The sequence below is a fragment of the Sagittula sp. S175 genome (genome assembly GCF_049800975.1).
In the GTDB taxonomy this organism is placed as follows: domain Bacteria; phylum Pseudomonadota; class Alphaproteobacteria; order Rhodobacterales; family Rhodobacteraceae; genus Sagittula.
Genome location: NZ_JBNAGB010000001.1, coordinates 529413 through 545043, shown reverse-complemented (window position 1 = coordinate 545043; position 15631 = coordinate 529413). Strand labels below are relative to the sequence as shown.

The 15631-nt window shown below is 62.1% G+C and carries 24 protein-coding genes and 2 tRNA genes; 12 read left to right on the top strand and 14 right to left on the bottom strand.

The window, feature by feature from the left end:
* Positions 1 to 57: 57 nt before the first annotated feature.
* The 7 genes from ACP16H_RS02730 (at position 58) to lon (ending at position 7465) form a co-directional block, all read left to right on the top strand.
* On the top strand, positions 58 to 723 hold the full coding sequence (locus tag ACP16H_RS02730; protein ID WP_425070698.1) for an alpha/beta hydrolase: 666 nt from the start codon (positions 58 to 60) through the stop codon (positions 721 to 723).
* A gap of 385 nt (positions 724 to 1108) precedes the next feature.
* Positions 1109 to 1744 (top strand): hypothetical protein, encoded by a 636-nt coding sequence (locus ACP16H_RS02725; protein WP_425070697.1) that lies wholly within the window; start codon positions 1109 to 1111, stop codon positions 1742 to 1744.
* Between the two features lie 198 nt (positions 1745 to 1942).
* Positions 1943 to 2485 (top strand): AAA family ATPase, encoded by a 543-nt coding sequence (locus ACP16H_RS02720; RefSeq protein WP_425070696.1) that lies wholly within the window; start codon positions 1943 to 1945, stop codon positions 2483 to 2485.
* 301 nt (positions 2486 to 2786) lie between these two features.
* Positions 2787 to 3371, top strand: coding sequence for an HNH endonuclease (locus tag ACP16H_RS02715; protein ID WP_425070695.1), 585 nt, complete (start codon positions 2787 to 2789; stop codon positions 3369 to 3371).
* A gap of 143 nt (positions 3372 to 3514) precedes the next feature.
* Entirely contained in the window at positions 3515 to 4171 is a 657-nt protein-coding gene (locus ACP16H_RS02710) for a TetR/AcrR family transcriptional regulator (RefSeq protein WP_425070694.1), read from the top strand.
* Positions 4168 to 4650, top strand: coding sequence for a hypothetical protein (locus ACP16H_RS02705; protein ID WP_425070693.1), 483 nt, complete (start codon positions 4168 to 4170; stop codon positions 4648 to 4650). The genes ACP16H_RS02710 and ACP16H_RS02705 overlap by 4 nt, the downstream gene beginning before the upstream one ends.
* Before the next feature lie 400 nt (positions 4651 to 5050).
* Positions 5051 to 7465, top strand: a complete 2415-nt coding sequence (gene lon / locus ACP16H_RS02700; RefSeq protein ID WP_425070692.1) for an endopeptidase La — start codon at positions 5051 to 5053, stop codon at positions 7463 to 7465.
* Positions 7466 to 7591: 126 nt separating this feature from the next.
* Here the strand turns inward: lon and ACP16H_RS02695 are convergent, their stop codons facing one another.
* Entirely contained in the window at positions 7592 to 7792 is a 201-nt protein-coding gene (locus tag ACP16H_RS02695) for a hypothetical protein (protein ID WP_425070691.1), read from the bottom strand.
* A gap of 115 nt (positions 7793 to 7907) precedes the next feature.
* Between ACP16H_RS02695 and ACP16H_RS02690 the strand changes: the two genes are divergently transcribed.
* The 3 genes from ACP16H_RS02690 to ACP16H_RS02680 all read left to right on the top strand — a co-directional run bounded on the left by ACP16H_RS02690 (position 7908) and on the right by ACP16H_RS02680 (position 8775).
* The gene (locus ACP16H_RS02690; RefSeq protein WP_425070690.1) at positions 7908 to 8468 is read left to right on the top strand and encodes an HU family DNA-binding protein; all 561 of its coding nucleotides are present in this window, start codon (positions 7908 to 7910) and stop codon (positions 8466 to 8468) included.
* Positions 8469 to 8487: 19 nt separating this feature from the next.
* Positions 8488 to 8562: transfer RNA gene (locus ACP16H_RS02685), tRNA-Val, on the top strand.
* Positions 8563 to 8699: 137 nt separating this feature from the next.
* A tRNA-Val gene (locus ACP16H_RS02680) sits at positions 8700 to 8775 on the top strand.
* Between the two features lie 20 nt (positions 8776 to 8795).
* On the opposite strand, the gene ACP16H_RS02675 is transcribed toward ACP16H_RS02680, so the two are convergent.
* From ACP16H_RS02675 to ACP16H_RS02615, 13 genes are all read right to left on the bottom strand, one after another.
* A complete protein-coding gene (locus ACP16H_RS02675) occupies positions 8796 to 9938 on the bottom strand; it encodes a tyrosine-type recombinase/integrase (RefSeq protein ID WP_425070689.1) in 1143 nt (380 codons plus the stop codon).
* Complete coding sequence (locus tag ACP16H_RS02670; RefSeq protein ID WP_425070688.1) at positions 9928 to 10218, bottom strand: helix-turn-helix transcriptional regulator; 291 nt, start codon at positions 10216 to 10218, stop codon at positions 9928 to 9930. Before ACP16H_RS02670 ends, ACP16H_RS02675 begins: the two co-directional genes overlap by 11 nt.
* A complete protein-coding gene (locus ACP16H_RS02665) occupies positions 10215 to 10442 on the bottom strand; it encodes a hypothetical protein (RefSeq protein WP_425070687.1) in 228 nt (75 codons plus the stop codon). The genes ACP16H_RS02670 and ACP16H_RS02665 overlap by 4 nt, the downstream gene beginning before the upstream one ends.
* A complete protein-coding gene (locus ACP16H_RS02660; RefSeq protein ID WP_425070686.1) occupies positions 10439 to 10753 on the bottom strand; it encodes a hypothetical protein in 315 nt (104 codons plus the stop codon). The genes ACP16H_RS02665 and ACP16H_RS02660 overlap by 4 nt, the downstream gene beginning before the upstream one ends.
* Positions 10754 to 10928: 175 nt before the next feature.
* On the bottom strand, positions 10929 to 11993 hold the full coding sequence (locus ACP16H_RS02655; protein ID WP_425070685.1) for an ERF family protein: 1065 nt from the start codon (positions 11991 to 11993) through the stop codon (positions 10929 to 10931).
* Positions 11994 to 12004: 11 nt separating this feature from the next.
* Entirely contained in the window at positions 12005 to 12211 is a 207-nt protein-coding gene (locus ACP16H_RS02650) for a hypothetical protein (RefSeq protein WP_425070684.1), read from the bottom strand.
* Positions 12208 to 12699: a hypothetical protein gene (locus tag ACP16H_RS02645; protein ID WP_425070683.1), complete on the bottom strand. Its 492-nt coding sequence runs from the start codon at positions 12697 to 12699 to the stop codon at positions 12208 to 12210. The genes ACP16H_RS02650 and ACP16H_RS02645 overlap by 4 nt, the downstream gene beginning before the upstream one ends.
* The gene (locus tag ACP16H_RS02640; protein ID WP_425070682.1) at positions 12696 to 12851 is read right to left on the bottom strand and encodes a hypothetical protein; all 156 of its coding nucleotides are present in this window, start codon (positions 12849 to 12851) and stop codon (positions 12696 to 12698) included. The genes ACP16H_RS02645 and ACP16H_RS02640 overlap by 4 nt, the downstream gene beginning before the upstream one ends.
* Positions 12848 to 13198, bottom strand: coding sequence for a hypothetical protein (locus ACP16H_RS02635; RefSeq protein WP_425070681.1), 351 nt, complete (start codon positions 13196 to 13198; stop codon positions 12848 to 12850). Before ACP16H_RS02635 ends, ACP16H_RS02640 begins: the two co-directional genes overlap by 4 nt.
* On the bottom strand, positions 13195 to 13368 hold the full coding sequence (locus ACP16H_RS02630; protein WP_425070680.1) for a hypothetical protein: 174 nt from the start codon (positions 13366 to 13368) through the stop codon (positions 13195 to 13197). The genes ACP16H_RS02635 and ACP16H_RS02630 overlap by 4 nt, the downstream gene beginning before the upstream one ends.
* On the bottom strand, positions 13365 to 13715 hold the full coding sequence (locus ACP16H_RS02625; protein ID WP_425070679.1) for a hypothetical protein: 351 nt from the start codon (positions 13713 to 13715) through the stop codon (positions 13365 to 13367). Before ACP16H_RS02625 ends, ACP16H_RS02630 begins: the two co-directional genes overlap by 4 nt.
* A gap of 46 nt (positions 13716 to 13761) precedes the next feature.
* Entirely contained in the window at positions 13762 to 14187 is a 426-nt protein-coding gene (locus tag ACP16H_RS02620) for a hypothetical protein (RefSeq protein WP_425070678.1), read from the bottom strand.
* Between the two features lie 274 nt (positions 14188 to 14461).
* On the bottom strand, positions 14462 to 14809 hold the full coding sequence (locus tag ACP16H_RS02615) for a helix-turn-helix domain-containing protein (protein WP_425070677.1): 348 nt from the start codon (positions 14807 to 14809) through the stop codon (positions 14462 to 14464).
* A 38-nt stretch (positions 14810 to 14847) separates the two neighbouring features.
* On the opposite strand from ACP16H_RS02615, the gene ACP16H_RS02610 reads away from it, so the two are divergent.
* On the top strand, positions 14848 to 15093 hold the full coding sequence (locus ACP16H_RS02610; RefSeq protein ID WP_425070676.1) for a carph-isopro domain-containing protein: 246 nt from the start codon (positions 14848 to 14850) through the stop codon (positions 15091 to 15093).
* On the top strand, positions 15093 to 15620 hold the full coding sequence (locus ACP16H_RS02605; RefSeq protein ID WP_425070675.1) for a hypothetical protein: 528 nt from the start codon (positions 15093 to 15095) through the stop codon (positions 15618 to 15620). Before ACP16H_RS02610 ends, ACP16H_RS02605 begins: the two co-directional genes overlap by 1 nt.
* The last annotated feature ends 11 nt before the right edge of the window (positions 15621 to 15631 follow it).

Genomic DNA, 15631 nt, shown 5'->3' with positions numbered 1-15631 from the left:
TTCCTTTATGCCCAAGGGAAAGTACGCAGGTCTGCGTTTCTGTGGGGAGACATTGAAATGACACGGGTTTTGACGACGGGGCGCAAGGAGCCAGTTTCCGGGGAAACGCGGTCCTGCGTGGTGTTCCTGCACGGCTACGGTGCGAATGGCGCGGACCTGCTGGGCCTGGCCGATCCGCTTGGCGAGCACCTGCCGGACACGCTGTTCGTCGCGCCGGATGCGCCGGAAAGCTGCGCGGGCGCGCCCTTTGGCTACCAGTGGTTCCCGATCCCCTGGATCGACGGGTCCTCGGAGGAGGAAAGCATGGCGGGCATGGGCCGCGCCATCGACGACCTGAACGCCTTTCTCGATGCGCTGATGGTGGACGACGATCTGCTGCCGGAGCAGGTCTGCCTCGTTGGCTTTTCGCAAGGCACGATGATGTCGCTGCATGTGGGGCCACGGCGCGAGGATGAACTGGCGGGAATCGTTGGTTTTTCCGGGCGGCTGCTGGCGCCGGAGCTGCTGGCGGACGAGGTTCGGACGAAGCCGCCGGTGCTGCTGGTGCATGGCGATATGGACGACGTGGTCCCGGTGCAATCGCTGCCCGAGGCGGCGGAGGCGCTGCAGGCGGCGGGCTGGACCGATGTCTTTGCCCATATCATGAAGGGCACCGGCCACGGCATCGCGCCGGATGGGCTGTCGGTGGCGCTGGCCTTTATCCGCGACAAGTGCGGTTTCTGAGGGTTAAGGACCTGTAAACAGGGATTTCGGACGTTCATGAATGGCCCGAAACCCCGTATCAAGCGATGCACAATCCATGCGCAAAGCATGCGCATAGTATGCATACGCGGTGCGGCTTGCGGGCTGTTTATCCTTGGTTTCGGATGTATTGACACAGGGCTGACATCGTAAGGTTGGGGGCGCTGCCCCCATCGCTCCTGCGGAGCTCACCCCCGAGGGTATTTGGAAAACCAAAGAAGCAGGGGGCGGTTTGCCCGACAAAGCGGCGGCGCGCGATGCGCCGTGGGCGGAAGATTGCGCAGGACGCGGGGCCGGGGGACGCGGGCTTGTCTTGGTGTCGGGGGATGATAGCTCTGGTTCAAGAAGCGGAGCAGGAGTTCCCGGAATGAGCAGGATTTTGACGGCTGTCGTGGCGATGGCGGTGATGGTCGGGGGACCGGCCGTGGCCGAGGGGCGCGACCTGTGCGCCTACAAGCCTTCGGTCATGGCGGAGGCCGCGGCCGACAAAGCCGGGGCGGCGCTGGCCGGCACCGGGCAGGCGGCGAAGGCGGGCGCGCGGGCAGCGGGCAACTGGATGCTGATGCACCCCGGCCAGAGTGTGTCCATGGTGTCGAGCGCGGCGGGTGCGGCTTCGGGGGCGGCGTCCGGCGCTGCGGCGGGGGCGGGCGGACTCGCGGCCTCGGTCGGGGCGATCGTGACGGCCCCGGTGACGCTGGTGGCGGGTGCGGTGACCTTTGCCGCCGTCGGCAGCTACGAAGGGCTGTGCTATTTCAAGGTCGAGCGGGTGACGGACGCCGACGAGGTCCGCGCGATCATCGACAACATCAGCGCGACCGATCCGCTGGTCTGGACGCGCAACACCAACAAGGGGCCGGTCATGGTATTGGCGGGGCCGGAGGGCGAGACGGTCTATCCGATCAAGCGTCTGTATATCGCGGACGGGATGTTGAAGGTCCGCGACTGGGGGCTGAATTCGACGCTGGGTCCGGTGGCCTACGTGCAGGCGGAGACGGCGGAGTAGGCGCTGGCCAAGCGAGGCATTTAAGAGGCGTGCCGCGGCAATTTGGTAAGGGCCGGCAAAGGCATTGGGGAAACGGCGGCTTTGAGCCCTCTGCCGACCTTCGCTGATGACGCTAGCCTATCGCTACGGGCATGAAGAACTACCTTGATGGTCGGTCATTTTTGCGCTCACCCTTCTAATCGAAAGCAAGGATGGCACATGTGTGACCATATGATTGTCGTGACCGGTGGCCCCGGTTCCGGTAAGAGCACTTTGATCGACGCCCTGCATGACAGGGGGCTTTCGTCCATGCCCGAGGCCGGGCGGGCGATCATTCGAGATCAGGTTCAGATCGGCGGAACCGCCTTGCCGTGGGCAGACAAAGCCATGTTTGCCGAACTCATGCTCGGATGGGAGCTGAGATCGTGGCATGAAGCTTTGGCGTTGGACAAGCCGGTTCTTATGGACAGAGGAATTCCCGACGTCGTCGGCTATCTGACGCTATGTGGCCTTCGGGTTCCCGCCCATGTTGAGGCTGCCGCGAAAAACTATCGCTACAACAGGATGGTCTTCATAGCCCCGTACTGGGAGGCCATTTTCGCGCAGGACGCCGAACGCAAGCAGAAGCATGAGGAAGCCGAAGCAACCAGCCGAGTCATGGCTGATACATATGCCCGCCTAGACTACCAGCTTGTCGAGCTGCCCAAGGTGTCAGTCGAAGAACGCGTTGCTTTCGTCATGGGTTGCCTAAAAGCTGAATGACCGCTTCTCCCGCTGAGCGGGCGACGCGTTCGCTTTGCGCGGCGTTTGGTGGAAACAAGTGCAGGTCCGTTCCAAGAGGTCAGGTTCTGCTGTTCGCGGGTCCGTTGGCGCGGTCTTGGGTCCGGCTTTGTCTCTGCCTGTCACACAGGCATTACATGCGGGGGCTAGACCTGCGCGGGAGCACTTTATCTTGTAAGGCTTGCCAGAGGGCAAACGCGAGATATAGTGATCTGAAGCTGGGGCGGGTCGTCCCGCTCTGGTGTTCGAGAACGAGCAGTCGGAGCGAAGGACGAGTCCCGCAATGGATGGCGATTTCAGAACCAATTTCGTGCGCGAGCCGGGCGCGCTGAAACATCACCCCGCGCTGGTGTTGAACGCGGATTATCGGCCCCTGTCCTATTATCCGCTCAGCCTCTGGACCTGGCAGGAGGCGGTGAAGGCCAAGTTCCTCGACAGGGTGGACATCGTGGCGGAATACGACGAAGTCGTCCGAAGCCCGAGCATGACCCTGAGAATCCCCAGTGTCGTTGTCCTGAAAGATTTCGTGAAACCTCAAAAGCGCGTGGCCTTCACGCGCTTTAATCTTTTTTTGAGGGATGAATTCCGCTGTCAGTACTGCGGAAACAAGGCCGAGCTGACCTTTGACCACGTGGTGCCGCGCGCCAAGGGCGGGATCACCAGCTGGGAGAACGTGGTGGCGGCCTGTGCGCCCTGCAACCTGCGCAAGGGGTCGAAGAGCCTGAGGCATTCGGGGCTGGCGCTGCGCAAGGTGCCGCGTCAGCCGACGGCGGGCGAGTTGCTGAACATGGGGCGGCGGTTCCCGCCCAACCACCTGCACGACAGCTGGATGGATTTCCTGTACTGGGACGCTGAATTGGAGGCCTGAGACGCGCGTGAGCAGGGAGTTTTTGGGTGGTGCTTGTTTAAAGATTTCGATGGCCTGACAAATACACGCATTTGGCGAGTTGACGATTTTAGACCGGCGGTCTAAATGGGGGTTGAAATAGACCACCGGTCCAAAGGCATCCCATGTCCGTCCTTCCCAAATCCCCCCGAGCTCGGCTTGACGCGCTGAGTGAGGCCGAGCGTGGCCGGTGGCTGGACCCGGCGGAGCGTGAATTCGTGGCGGAGGGGTTCGAAGCGGCCTCGCTGAACCGGATCATCGCCGAGGCGGGCGAGAGCAAGGGGCGGACCTACCACTACTTTGCCGACAAGGGCGAGCTGTTCCGCGCGGTGTTCGAGCGGCGGGTGGCGCGGCTGGGTCCGCTTGGGCTGGAGGCGGTGGAGGGCGCGGGCTTCTGGAAACAGCTGGCCGGGGTCGCGGAGCGGCTGACCGGGGCCTTTCAATCTGACACGGTTCTGGCGGCGCTGGTGCGCACGCTGCACGCAGAGCGGGCGGCGCAGGAGGCCTGTACCGTGCCGCTCATTCGGTTGCGGCAGGTGACCGGAGCGGTGTTGGCGCGTGGGCAGGCGGCGGGCGCCGTCCGTGACGACCTGCCCTTGAGCCTGCTGGTGGAGGTGGCGCTGGACCTGATCGTCGCCGTGGATCGCTGGTTCGCGATGAATGCGTCGGAGATGGACCCGGAGGCGGAGGCCGAGGTGTCACGCCGGGCCTTTACGCTGCTGATGGCGCCGCTGCTGCCATTGCCCGAAATGACAAACTGGATGGAAAGACCTTTGACATGACACGTTTCCGCGCCGTTGCGCTTTTCCTGATCCTTTGCGGTGTGAACCTTGCACTGATGGTTCCGGGGGGCTTTGTCGAGACACGCAGCTTTCCGGGCTACAGCGTGGTGCTGCTGGGGGCGTTCAACGTGTTCCTGACGGTCCTGGGGCTGGGAAGCCTGTTGCTGGGGTATCGCGCCTTTCGCGGGCAGAATGTCGGCGGCTGGGCGGTGCTGGCGGGCCTGTCTTATGTGGCGGTGTATCTTGCGGACATCGGGCGGGTGTTCCCGGTGGCGGACAGTCCGATGTCGGCGACGCTGGCCACGCTGGAGTGGCTGGGGACGGCACTGGGGCTGGTGACGGCGGCGCTGGGGGCGTGGCTGATGCTGGCGCACAGCAAGTCGCAGGGCAGGCGGACGGCCTTGCCGCACGGGCTGCTGGCGGCCATGGCGGTGGCGGCGGTGGCGATCATCGCCTTTGCCACCTGGTCCGTGGCGTGAGGGCGCTGGGGGCCGGGGCCGGTTTCGAGGGGCGGGCAGGAGGCGCGGTCCGGACCGGGGCGCTGCCCCGGACCCCGAGGGTATTTGGATCAAGATGAAGGCAGGGCGTCGGCGCGAGTGTCCACACCTGGCCGGACTGTTCGGGGCGGGCATGACAGCGCCACGTTGTGCGGAAACGGCCTGTTGCGGTTTTTTGACCGGCTGCATCGGGTTGTCCACAAAACCCGGCTTGCGCCGCGCGGGTCGCGGGGTCATGCTGGTGTAACACGCGCCGTCGGGTGCACCAGACCTGCTTGAAATGGCGGGGAGCGGACCCCAGATATAGCGCTCATGACCGGGGATGCGCCACGCTGCTGCGATGCGGGGCCGGGGCATCCTGCCAAGAACAGGAAACGCGAGCATGAAACAGCCACTCAATCCTTCCTACCCGGTGCTGCCGCTGCGCGACATCGTCGTGTTCCCGCACATGATCGTGCCGCTCTTCGTGGGGCGCGAGAAGTCGGTGCGCGCGCTCGAGGAAGTGATGAACGACGACAAGCAGATCCTGCTTGCGAGCCAGATGGACCCCTCGATCGATGACCCGGACACGGATGGCATCTATCGCGCGGGTGTTCTGGCCAACGTGTTGCAACTGCTGAAGCTGCCGGACGGCACCGTAAAGGTGCTGGTCGAGGGGCAAAGCCGCGTGCGCATCACGGAATACCTTGAGAATGGCCGCTTCTTCGAGGCCAAGGCCGAGTACCTGACCGAGATGCCCGGCGACCCCGCCGCCATCGAGGCGCTGGTGCATACCGTGGCCGAGGAGTTCGAGCGCTACACCAAGGTGAAGAAGAACATCCCCGAGGAGGCCATGGCGGCTGTCTCGGAAGCGACCGAGCCGGCGCAGCTGGCGGACCTGGTGGCCGGGCATCTTGGTGTCGAGGTGGGCCAGAAGCAGGAGCTGCTGGAGACGCTGTCGATCAGCGAGCGGCTTGAGAAGGTCTATGGCCTGATGCAGGGCGAAATGTCCGTCTTGCAGGTCGAGAAGAAGATCAAGACCCGCGTCAAGTCGCAGATGGAGAAGACCCAGCGCGAGTATTACCTGAATGAGCAAATGAAGGCCATTCAGAAGGAGCTGGGCGACGGCGAGGAGGGCGAAGGCGAAATCGCCGAGCTGGAAGAGAAGATCGGCGCGACCAAGCTGTCCAAGGAAGCCAAGGAAAAGGCCGACGCGGAGCTGAAGAAGCTCAAGAACATGTCGCCGATGTCCGCCGAGGCGACCGTTGTGCGCAACTACCTCGACTGGATGCTGTCGATCCCGTGGGGTGTAAAGAGCCGCGTGAAGAAGGACCTGAACCGTGCGCAAGAGATCCTCGATGCGGATCACTACTCGCTCGACAAGGTCAAGGAGCGCATCGTCGAGTACCTCGCCGTGCAAGCGCGCAGCCAGAAGCTGAAGGGGCCGATCCTGTGCCTCGTCGGCCCTCCGGGTGTGGGTAAGACGTCCCTGGGCAAGTCGATTGCGAAATCGACCGGGCGCGAGTTCATCCGCATTTCGCTGGGCGGCGTGCGTGACGAATCCGAGATCCGTGGCCACCGTCGTACCTATATCGGGTCGATGCCGGGCAAGATCATCCAGGCGCTGAAGAAGGCGAAGACGACAAACCCGCTGATCCTGCTCGATGAAATCGACAAGATGGGGCAGGATTTCCGGGGCGACCCGGCGTCGGCCATGCTGGAGGTGCTGGACCCGGAGCAGAACTCGACCTTTGTCGACCACTACCTGGAGGTGGAGTACGACCTGTCGAACGTCATGTTCGTGACGACCTCGAACTCGTACAACATGCCGGGGCCGCTGCTGGACCGGATGGAGATCATCTCGCTCTCGGGGTATACCGAGGATGAGAAGATCGAGATCGCCAAGCGGCACCTCGTGGGCAAGGTCATCAAGAACCACGGCCTGCGGAAGGGCGAATTCGTGGTGCAGGACGACGCGCTGACGGACATCGTGCGGTATTACACCCGCGAGGCCGGGGTGCGGAACCTGGAACGCGAGATTGCCAAGCTGGCGCGCAAGGCGGTGACGAAGATCGTCAAGAAGGAGACCGAGAAGGTCGTCGTGACTGCGGCGAACCTCGACGAGTTCCTGGGCGTGAAGAAGCACCGTTATGGGTTGGCCGAGGAAGAGAACCAGGTGGGTGTTGTCACCGGTCTGGCCTGGACCTCGGTCGGGGGTGACTTGCTGCACATCGAGGCTCTGAAGCTGCCGGGCAAGGGGCGGATGAAGACCACGGGCAAGCTGGGCGACGTGATGAAGGAGTCGATTGATGCGGCTTCGAGTTACGTGCGCTCCATCTCGCCGCAGATCGGGGTGAAGCCGCCGAAGTTCGACAAGATCGACATCCACGTCCACGTGCCGGACGGGGCGACGCCCAAAGACGGTCCGTCGGCGGGTCTGGCCATGGTGACCTCGATCGTGTCGGTGCTGACCGGCATCCCGGTGCGCAAGGATATCGCCATGACCGGCGAGGTATCCCTGCGTGGCAACGCGATGCCGATCGGCGGTCTCAAGGAGAAGTTGCTGGCGGCGCTGCGGGGCGGGATCAAGACCGTGTTCATCCCCGAGGAGAACGAGAAGGATCTGGCCGACATTCCGGACAATGTGAAGGAAGGCCTGCAGATCATCCCGGTCAAGCACGTGTCCGAAGTGCTGGCGCAGGCCCTGCTGTCCAAGCCCGAGCCGGTGGAATGGGACGAGGAGGCCGAAGAGGCGGCGGCAGCCGCTGCGGCCAAGAAATCCTCGGAAGACACGCTGGGAAGCTCGGTCGCGCATTGAGCGCGGCCGGTGGCACGGCCACCGGATCCTGACACAAAGAAGCCCCGGCGCCGATGGCGTCGGGGCTTTCAGTTTGTCAGATGGGCTTTTGGAGTGGCGGCGTGGCCCCTCGACACTATTGGCGGATCAGTTCGCCAGAGCGGCGCTGAAGATGACCAGAGTGGTCAGGCCCAGCACGAGGCCGGCGGAGGGCGAGCTGCTGGAGGCGGCCTGTTCTTCGATGATGACCGGCGCCATCACCGGCGGATCGGCGGGGGCAGCGTAGCTGCCTGCGGTGGAGGCGGTTGCGATGGTGACAAGTGCGGCGGCAGCCAAGAATTTGTTCATGGATTCGTTCCTTTGCCCTAGGTGATGGACTCAACTGTGTGCTGAGTCGTCGCGGAGTCAAGCAAGTGCTGGCCTTGTGTGACCATTTGCGCTAAGGTTTTTGAATGAAGAAAGAGTGACCGCGGACAACCGTGGCGCGCAAAATCGAGCAGAGACAGGTAAGATGACCACAAAGAGCAAGCCGACGCCTCGTCGGACGACGACGTCACGCAAAACGTCCACCGCGCGGTCGACCCCGAGCACCGCAGCCGAAGATGGGCTCGTTGACGACATGGCCGCTGTGGAACCGGACATGGTTCCCGAGATTCATACAGACGAAGACGTGCTGCACGCGGATCCCGAGGCCGCGCTGCCCGCGTCAGATGCCGCGCCGGTCACGGTCGAGGAGATCGCTGTCCTGCCGCAGCCCGAACTGCGCAAGAAAGAGCTGATCGACCTTGCGGTGGAGCGGTCCGGCATCAAGAAGCGCGACGCGAAACCGGCGATCGAAGCGGCCCTTGCCGTGCTGGGGGAGGCACTGGCGGAAGGCCGTGAAATGAACCTTGTGCCGCTGGGCAAGCTGAAGGTCACGCGGATGAAAAAGGCCGGAAACGGCCAGATCATCAACGCCCGGGTGCGCCAGCCGGAAGAGGATGAAATTTCTCTGGATGACCCCCTTGCACAGGCTGCGGAGTGAGTCTAAAAGCCCCGCTACCGGGTGATTAGCTCAGTGGTAGAGCGCTTCGTTCACATCGAAGATGTCAGGAGTTCAAATCTCTTATCACCCACCAGATTACTTGAAGCGTGCCCCGCAAGGTGGCGCGCTTCTTGCATTTCAGGGCATTTACAGCGCTGTCGACAGGCGGTGCGCAAGGCGCATCTTGGGGCTTGCACCCGCGGGGGTGATTGGCTAGATCGTCCACACCCCGGGTGGTTAGCTCAGTTGGTAGAGCGCTTCGTTTACACCGAAGATGTCGGGGGTTCGAGTCCCTCACCACCCACCATTTTCCAAGCACTTAGCAAGTCACTCGGAAACCGTGTTCCCAATCCACTCCGGGCGGTTCCCAATTTCAGGGATCAGCATCACGGTTTCGATGTTCATATGTTCCGCCTCGGCGCGGCGGGCGTAGTGCTTCGACATGCTCTCCGAAAGATGCCCGAGCATGGATTTGACGCGCTGAATCCCACCGAAAAGTTCTGGCTTTCTGGCGACGGTCGTGGCGATCAGGGTGGCGTTCGTCGTCCGCAATCCGTGTAGCGTGGGGCGGAAGGCGCCATCCTCGAGGTCGTCCAGGCGTTCCGGCCGCAACTTCAGGCGGATGAGTTCCTTGGTCCAAGATGCCCCAAAACCGCTCGCCCAGGGCGTCCCGCGGCTCGTCGTCAAAAGGGGGCGGCGTGGGTTAACGATTCCCGCCTCTCGCTTCGCTGCGCGCTCGATGTCGAGGATTGCCAAAACCACGGGGTGCAACGGGACAGCGACATGCGTCTTCGTCTTACCTTGCAGGACATACCACACGCCGTCCCTGATCTGGCTATCCGATATCCCAAGAACGTCCTTGCGGCGTTGACCAGTGTAGAGAGCCACAAGCGCGACCTTCACGATCTCAGGCTTACCGCGTTCAATCAGGACACGTAGATCTGCTTCGGGCCACGGCTCGTAGCTGTCCTCCGACTGCACTCTTTCGATCCGGCTGCATGGGTTTTCCACGCAGAAACCCCGCGTTCGACCCCAGCCGAAGACTGCGCTGATGTCATCGAGGCGGCGGTTCGCCGTCGCTGGCCGCTCGGCGAGGCTGTCATAGACGGCTTGAACGTGGACTGGCCTGATCAGGTCTGCGTCGAATGCTCCCCAGCGTTCGAGGATCAGGTCGCAGGCATAGCCGCGCAGCAGCTTGGAGTTCTTGGGGAGCCGCTTGTATCGTTCGCTGTCAAGGTGCGTGCGCACTAGGCGCGTGATGGCCTTCTCACTTTCAAATTGCCCTGGAACCGTGCCGAAGCATTTCCGGTGCGCGTCGTTATAAGCTGGTCGGTAGGCCGGGTCGAATGGATGGGGCAGGGGCACGCGAAATTCTGGTTCGCCCTTCCTGACCACACGGAAGTAGAAATACTCTCGGCCCCGGCGAGCCTTGCGTTGCACATACTTCTCGAGGCGGATGTCAGCGGCCACGGCTTGCCTTCAGGATGGGGTCGTCCTCGTCCTCCGGCGTGCCGGCGCCTTCCATCATAGCAACAACCTCTGACCATTTCCACCGGGTCAGTCCGCTCATCGTGTAAGGCTTGGGCAGTAGCCCGCGCTTCGCTCGATCATAAATCGTGGATTCACTCCTGAGGTCGAGCAGGTCGCACAATGTTGCGGCACTTACGTATTCCAGCAGACGCACATCCTCTGCACGTCGACCAGGACGAACAAGCTGCACGTCCGGCGCAATGGCACGTGGCGCGCTCATTGGTCGCCACCGGGGCGGGTGGCGCGGGCGGGGCAATTCACGCAGTCCACATCAGGGTGTACGATTTGACCGCCGCCGACCGCGACGACTAGCCAACTCGGGCCGTCCACCAGCTTCTCAGGGTGGTTGTCAGGCCACGCGCACAGGGTGCCGTGCCGCTCGTGTTCAGCGCCAGCGATCGCCACGACTGTCTCAGTGTCGCGCTGGTGGATGCAGTAGGTCATTCCCCACCCCCTTGCGCCGAGAGGGCGCGGAGGATCGCCAGCAACCAAGCGCGGGCTGGGCAATCGGCCATGCCTATGACCTCAGCGTCTTTGTCGAGGCGCACCACCCCGCCGTCATGAATGCACCACGCCCACCCCGGCAACAGCGCCTCGTGCAGCGCCTTGGCGGCGTCGATGGAGTCTTCGTTGTAGGCGTCGTGAAAGTGGTTTTGTGCGTAGACGTCAATTTCACCAATTGGTGTTGTATCCAAGATGGGCGTCCCAGCCTCCACCTGTTCCAGCAGCTTGCGGATTGCGTTTGCGTCGGTCATGCCTTGCCCTCCCACTCTCCAAGCGCAGAGTTTCGGAAGCACTTGCGGTCCCCACATTTCTCACAGACAGCGTAGACACATGGACCTCTGGAGCCGGAATCATCGCTCCATATGGATTGCGCTGTTCCGCGCCACTTGTGCCAGCAGCCAGACCAAAGGAAAGACAGAAGCCGTATCATGCCTTGCCCTCCCCGATGGCTCTGAGAGCGGCGCAGATGCGCCCATAAGCCGAACACTCGGTCGGATCATAATCAGGCCAAAATTCCTGACCGCAACCATCGGTGCTTTCTTCGCAAGCGATAAACCCCTCAATGAAAGCGTGGCGCAGGAGGTTTGACAGGTCCAGTGGCTTCACCCGCGCCGCCTCCTGCACCGTGGGGCGGGCCTGCGCCTCGGCAAGCTGGGCCTCAAGGGCGGCAATGCTGGCGTCATGGTCCCCCACCATTGCCGCCACCTCGTCGGGGAGATAGGCAAACGACACGCTGTCGGCCCCATCCATGATGGTATCCAGCCGCCACCATACCTTGTCACCAGCCGCGCCGAAATAGACGCGCTGGCATCCTGTGAGGTCGGCGGCTGGCAGTTCATGCAGCGCGGACAGCCTTTCGGCGGTGCAGACGATTTCCTCGGTGATGCCCGCGCCGTCGATCAGTTCGCGCAATGTGTCGAATTGCTCAACGCTGATTGGGTGAGCCATGCCTGATGATGCCCCGTCATCTTCAACCTCGTCGCCGCTGGCAAGTCCCAGAATGTCAAACCCAGTGTACCGCTTGAGGTAGGTAGAGGTAGACCCGCCTCCTTGGATGGCGTTCATCTGCTTGCCGCTGTCTTTAGGGCCGATAAGCGTGGTTGTGATCTGATGCCCAAGGCCGTGGCGCACGATAGCCGTAACCTCAACCTCATTGCCTTTCGTGGAGGAGGTCCAGTTGAGCGCGAGATTGTGACGCGACAGGACAGGTCGCGTCGTGTTTACGAGGTCTTTCAACTCGGAGTATTTGTTCCCCGTGTGCTTGTTGGTACCGCTTTTCGGTATGGGAGGCATTTCAGCCATGGCGGCGGCGAAGTCGCGGTTGAACGCCTGCTCCGCCTCCTTGTTCATCTGGCGCTCGCGCATATCCATCATGGCCGTGATACGTTCCATGGGCAGATCGGGGTTCATCATCACCCGCTCAATCATGCTCACCATGGGATCGGCGGGCAGTTGCGGCGCTTGGCCTTCCATCTTCGTTACTGCGTTCATGTCGTATCCTTTCAGGCGAAAGCTGCGAGTGTCAGGGCAACCCCGGCGACTGTCGTGGCGACGACAGCCCAGGCAACAAGGCGGTGGATAACGCCAAGGGCGGGCGGTTCTGCGGGGTAGGCATCGTGTACGCGCACCCGGTTCACGTTCGGCCCGCGCATGTCTGCGCGCCAGCAATCACGCGCGGTGCTTCTGCTGTTGAGGTCTGCTCGGGTCATGCCTTGCCCTCCGTAGCTGCGAGGAAGGCGGAAAGGGCGGTATCAGCCGCTTCCACATCCCGCTCAAGGATCAGGCGACCCCCCGTCGCTGGTGAAACGTGGCGCGATGTGATCGCCTCCACAGCCCGCGCCAGTTCTTCCGCAGCCAGTAGCGCGGCGTCCTTGCGGGCAAGTTCTTCGACGGCTGCGATGTACGCATCTTCGAGGTCAGGCAGGCGGGCGATGCGGCGGGCGTTGGATTCAATTACAGGACTAAACCTCCGAAGTGTCGCAGCAGCCTCTAAGCTATCAAGAGGGCGTGACATTCTCTTAGCTTCATCCCGCGTTGCAGGCGCGTGACATGTAGCCAAAACAAGACTCGTCGCAGGGCATGTGCCGCCGTTTGACGTGCTAAACACAAGCGCCTTTGGGTCGTTTCCGTTAGACACATGAAACGGCCCCGGCGTCCCGGCTTCCCGATCACGCTTGATTTGTTCGATAAGGCTCATGCCAATGCTCCGATTATGAGGGCGATACCCAACAGGGCGGGTAGGGACGCGATGAAAAGCCCGAGGGGTTCACGGTTCCAGATCGCAGCCCCGGCGATGTAGAGGGCAGCGAGGATCAGAACCCCGCCGATGATGGACAGGAGGGCGCTCATTCTGCGGATTCCGCGACAAAGCGCGCGCGCCGATCTTCTAGGCGTTTTAGCTGCTCTCTGGCGGCGTCAATCTTGCGGTCAATTAAAATCAACTCGCAGGCGGTCAGGTTCTCGCGAATGGCGGAGATTTTGGCGCGGCCCTCTTCCCTTCTGCTAGTGTAAAAGTAGCTTTCTAGGCGGGCGGATATCAGATCAAGCGCATCCTCTACGGTGTCGGCTTCCGGCTTTTCGCCTTCCGGGAAAAACTCGCTTACGTTGCCGAACGGCGTTCTAAGAGAAAGTTGCCACTGCTTTTCATCGCTTGCGAGATTGTAGCGGCCAAGTGTTGCGTGGATTGATACAGTCATTCTCCGGCTACCTTCATCAGCTTTTCCGCGCGGTTCCCGGCCTCATAGACGGCCTTGCGGTCATCATCTGAGAGGAACACGCTTGCGGTGTCTGTGTGGTCTCCGCCCGTGTGCTGGGCGACGTGGAGGGCGTAGCGGCCCAAGAGGCTGTGAAGCTGGGCGTAGGTCATTGCGCGGCCCACCGTGCTTCGTCATGGCGTGCGTAGAGGTATTCTGCGCGGTCGTCGTGCGCGGCCTCGGCTGCGTCATTTGCGGCTTCCTCAGCCATGTCGCGGGCGCGGTCTTCCAGCTTGGAAACCTCTTTCTCGCCCTCGTACTTGTCCCACGTCATCGCCTGCACAAGCTGGTCGCGGGTCAGGTGCAGAGCGCCGATCCGGGTGCTGATGATCTCGCCGCTGATTTCCCAGCCAGCCGCAACACCAATGTCACGTTCTTCCGGCTGGAATTCTGCGTCGTACTCGTAGACCGCTACCCCGCCGGGGAAGTCGTCAACTTCGATTTCAAGAGTGTCGCTCATGTCGTCTCTCCCGTGTGTGGTGGGGTGGGGCCGTGGCCCCGTGGGGTTAGCCGTTCGCCTGAATGGTCAGTTTTGCCCCCTTGATGACCTCAAGGGCTTCACGCTTGCTCAGGTTGTGGATGTGGTGCCGGACGCGCTCGGCAACGGCATCGCGGTTCGCCATCACCGTATCCATGAGAAGGGACCACGCAGGGGACGGCTTCGCGTCCCAACGGTCAGGCTGACGAAAAACGGTGAAACTGGACAAGTCGTTGATGACTGCGACGGCCTTCTCAGTAATCAGCTTGTCACAGTCGCCGCCGATGGTTTCCGCCACAATCTCTTTGACAATCGAGTACGCCACATCAGCGATGGCAGATGTTGCGCTGACGCTGGTGAAGTGCTCGCGGCACATGTCGCGCCACGCCTCGCGCGCAATCTCACGCTTTTCGTCGTCGCTCAGATAGCGATCAACCAATTCTGCGGCTTCCATCGTCGTCTCTCCCGTGTGTCCCGAGATCGTCGCCAGCGTGGCGGGTCAGCGTCGGGGTATGGGGAGATGTTATGACTAATTTAGTCAAAGCGCAATAGGGAAAATGACTGAAACAGTCACGTTGACCAAAAACGCAAACAGGCGCTAAAGTGCGTCAACTCGTGCTAAAAGTTAATGTTCGCTATTTGTCCAAGAGAACAACGAGGTTCAGTTGAGGGAAGTTTTATTTGATTTGGCGGTGCGCGCCGGGGCCACGGGTGAAAGCCTGGATGACCTATTCAGGCGGAAGAGACCGTATCTTTTCAGCGAGGTCGAGCGGCAGCTTGTCCCAGCGCCCCAGAACGAGCCAATCCAGCGTGACACCGAGGCGGATAACGAGTAGCGCCGCCACCGTGTCGGATAGGCCCTGACGGCCCTTCTCAAAGCGTGACCAGTAGGTCCGTTCAATGTCGAGCATGTCAGCCATTTCGGATGGCGACTTTCCGATTGCTCTGCGCAACAGGCTGAGGCGATGACCGACGGCCTCGTTTCGCATGGCTTGTGCCACCTCTTGCGGCAGCATGGATTCGGGCTTCAACGACATGCCCGCAGGATGTGAATTAGAGGCTATCGCTTCAATCACTGTTTCAGCCTCTTGACGTTGTGACTAGATTAGTCATTATGGGTCGCATGAAAACGGTTCCTGAAATCATAGATGCTGCGGGTGACCGCATCGAAATTGCCAAGGAATGCGGCGTCGAACCGATTGCCGTTTATCGCTGGCACACGAAAGGTGCGATCCCGGCTTGGCATCATGCTGGTGTCCTGCGCGTGGCGCAGCGCAACGGCGCAAACATCACTGCGGACATGCTGTGCATGGCTCATGATAAATCTCCGGCTTCGTCGGCCCAAAAGGGGGCCGCGTGATGCGCTCGGAGTTTCTTGCCTGTCCCTCAAGGGTGAGTGCCGATCACGCATCGGTCAACCCTCGTGATGGTCAGGAAAACCTTACCAGCGCGACCGCTCACGGAACGCTGGATGCTGCGGACAGGCACGCAGCGCGGGGAGCGGTAACAGCCGCCCCCGTCACCAATACGGGCCTCAGCGTCACGCTGCCGTGGCCGCCGCACGAGTTGTCGCCGAACTTCCGGACACGCTCGCGGACACTCGTGCCGCTGCGGCGCAAGCAATACCGCAAGGCCTGCGCCGAAGCAGCTTGGACGTTGGGCGTCACCCCGGCGCGGGGCCTGCGACTCGACCGTATCGTGTTCCACCCGCCGACCGCCGCGCGCCACGACGACGACAACCTCGTCGCCCGGTTCAAGGCGGGCCGCGATGGGCTGGCACAGGCGATGGGCGTGGATGATGCGACGTTCAACGGCGTGCCGACGGCGATCGGGGCCATCGTCAAGGGCGGCGCGGTGGTCGCGCTGTTGACTGAAATTCCCGGCTGAGACCGGGACAA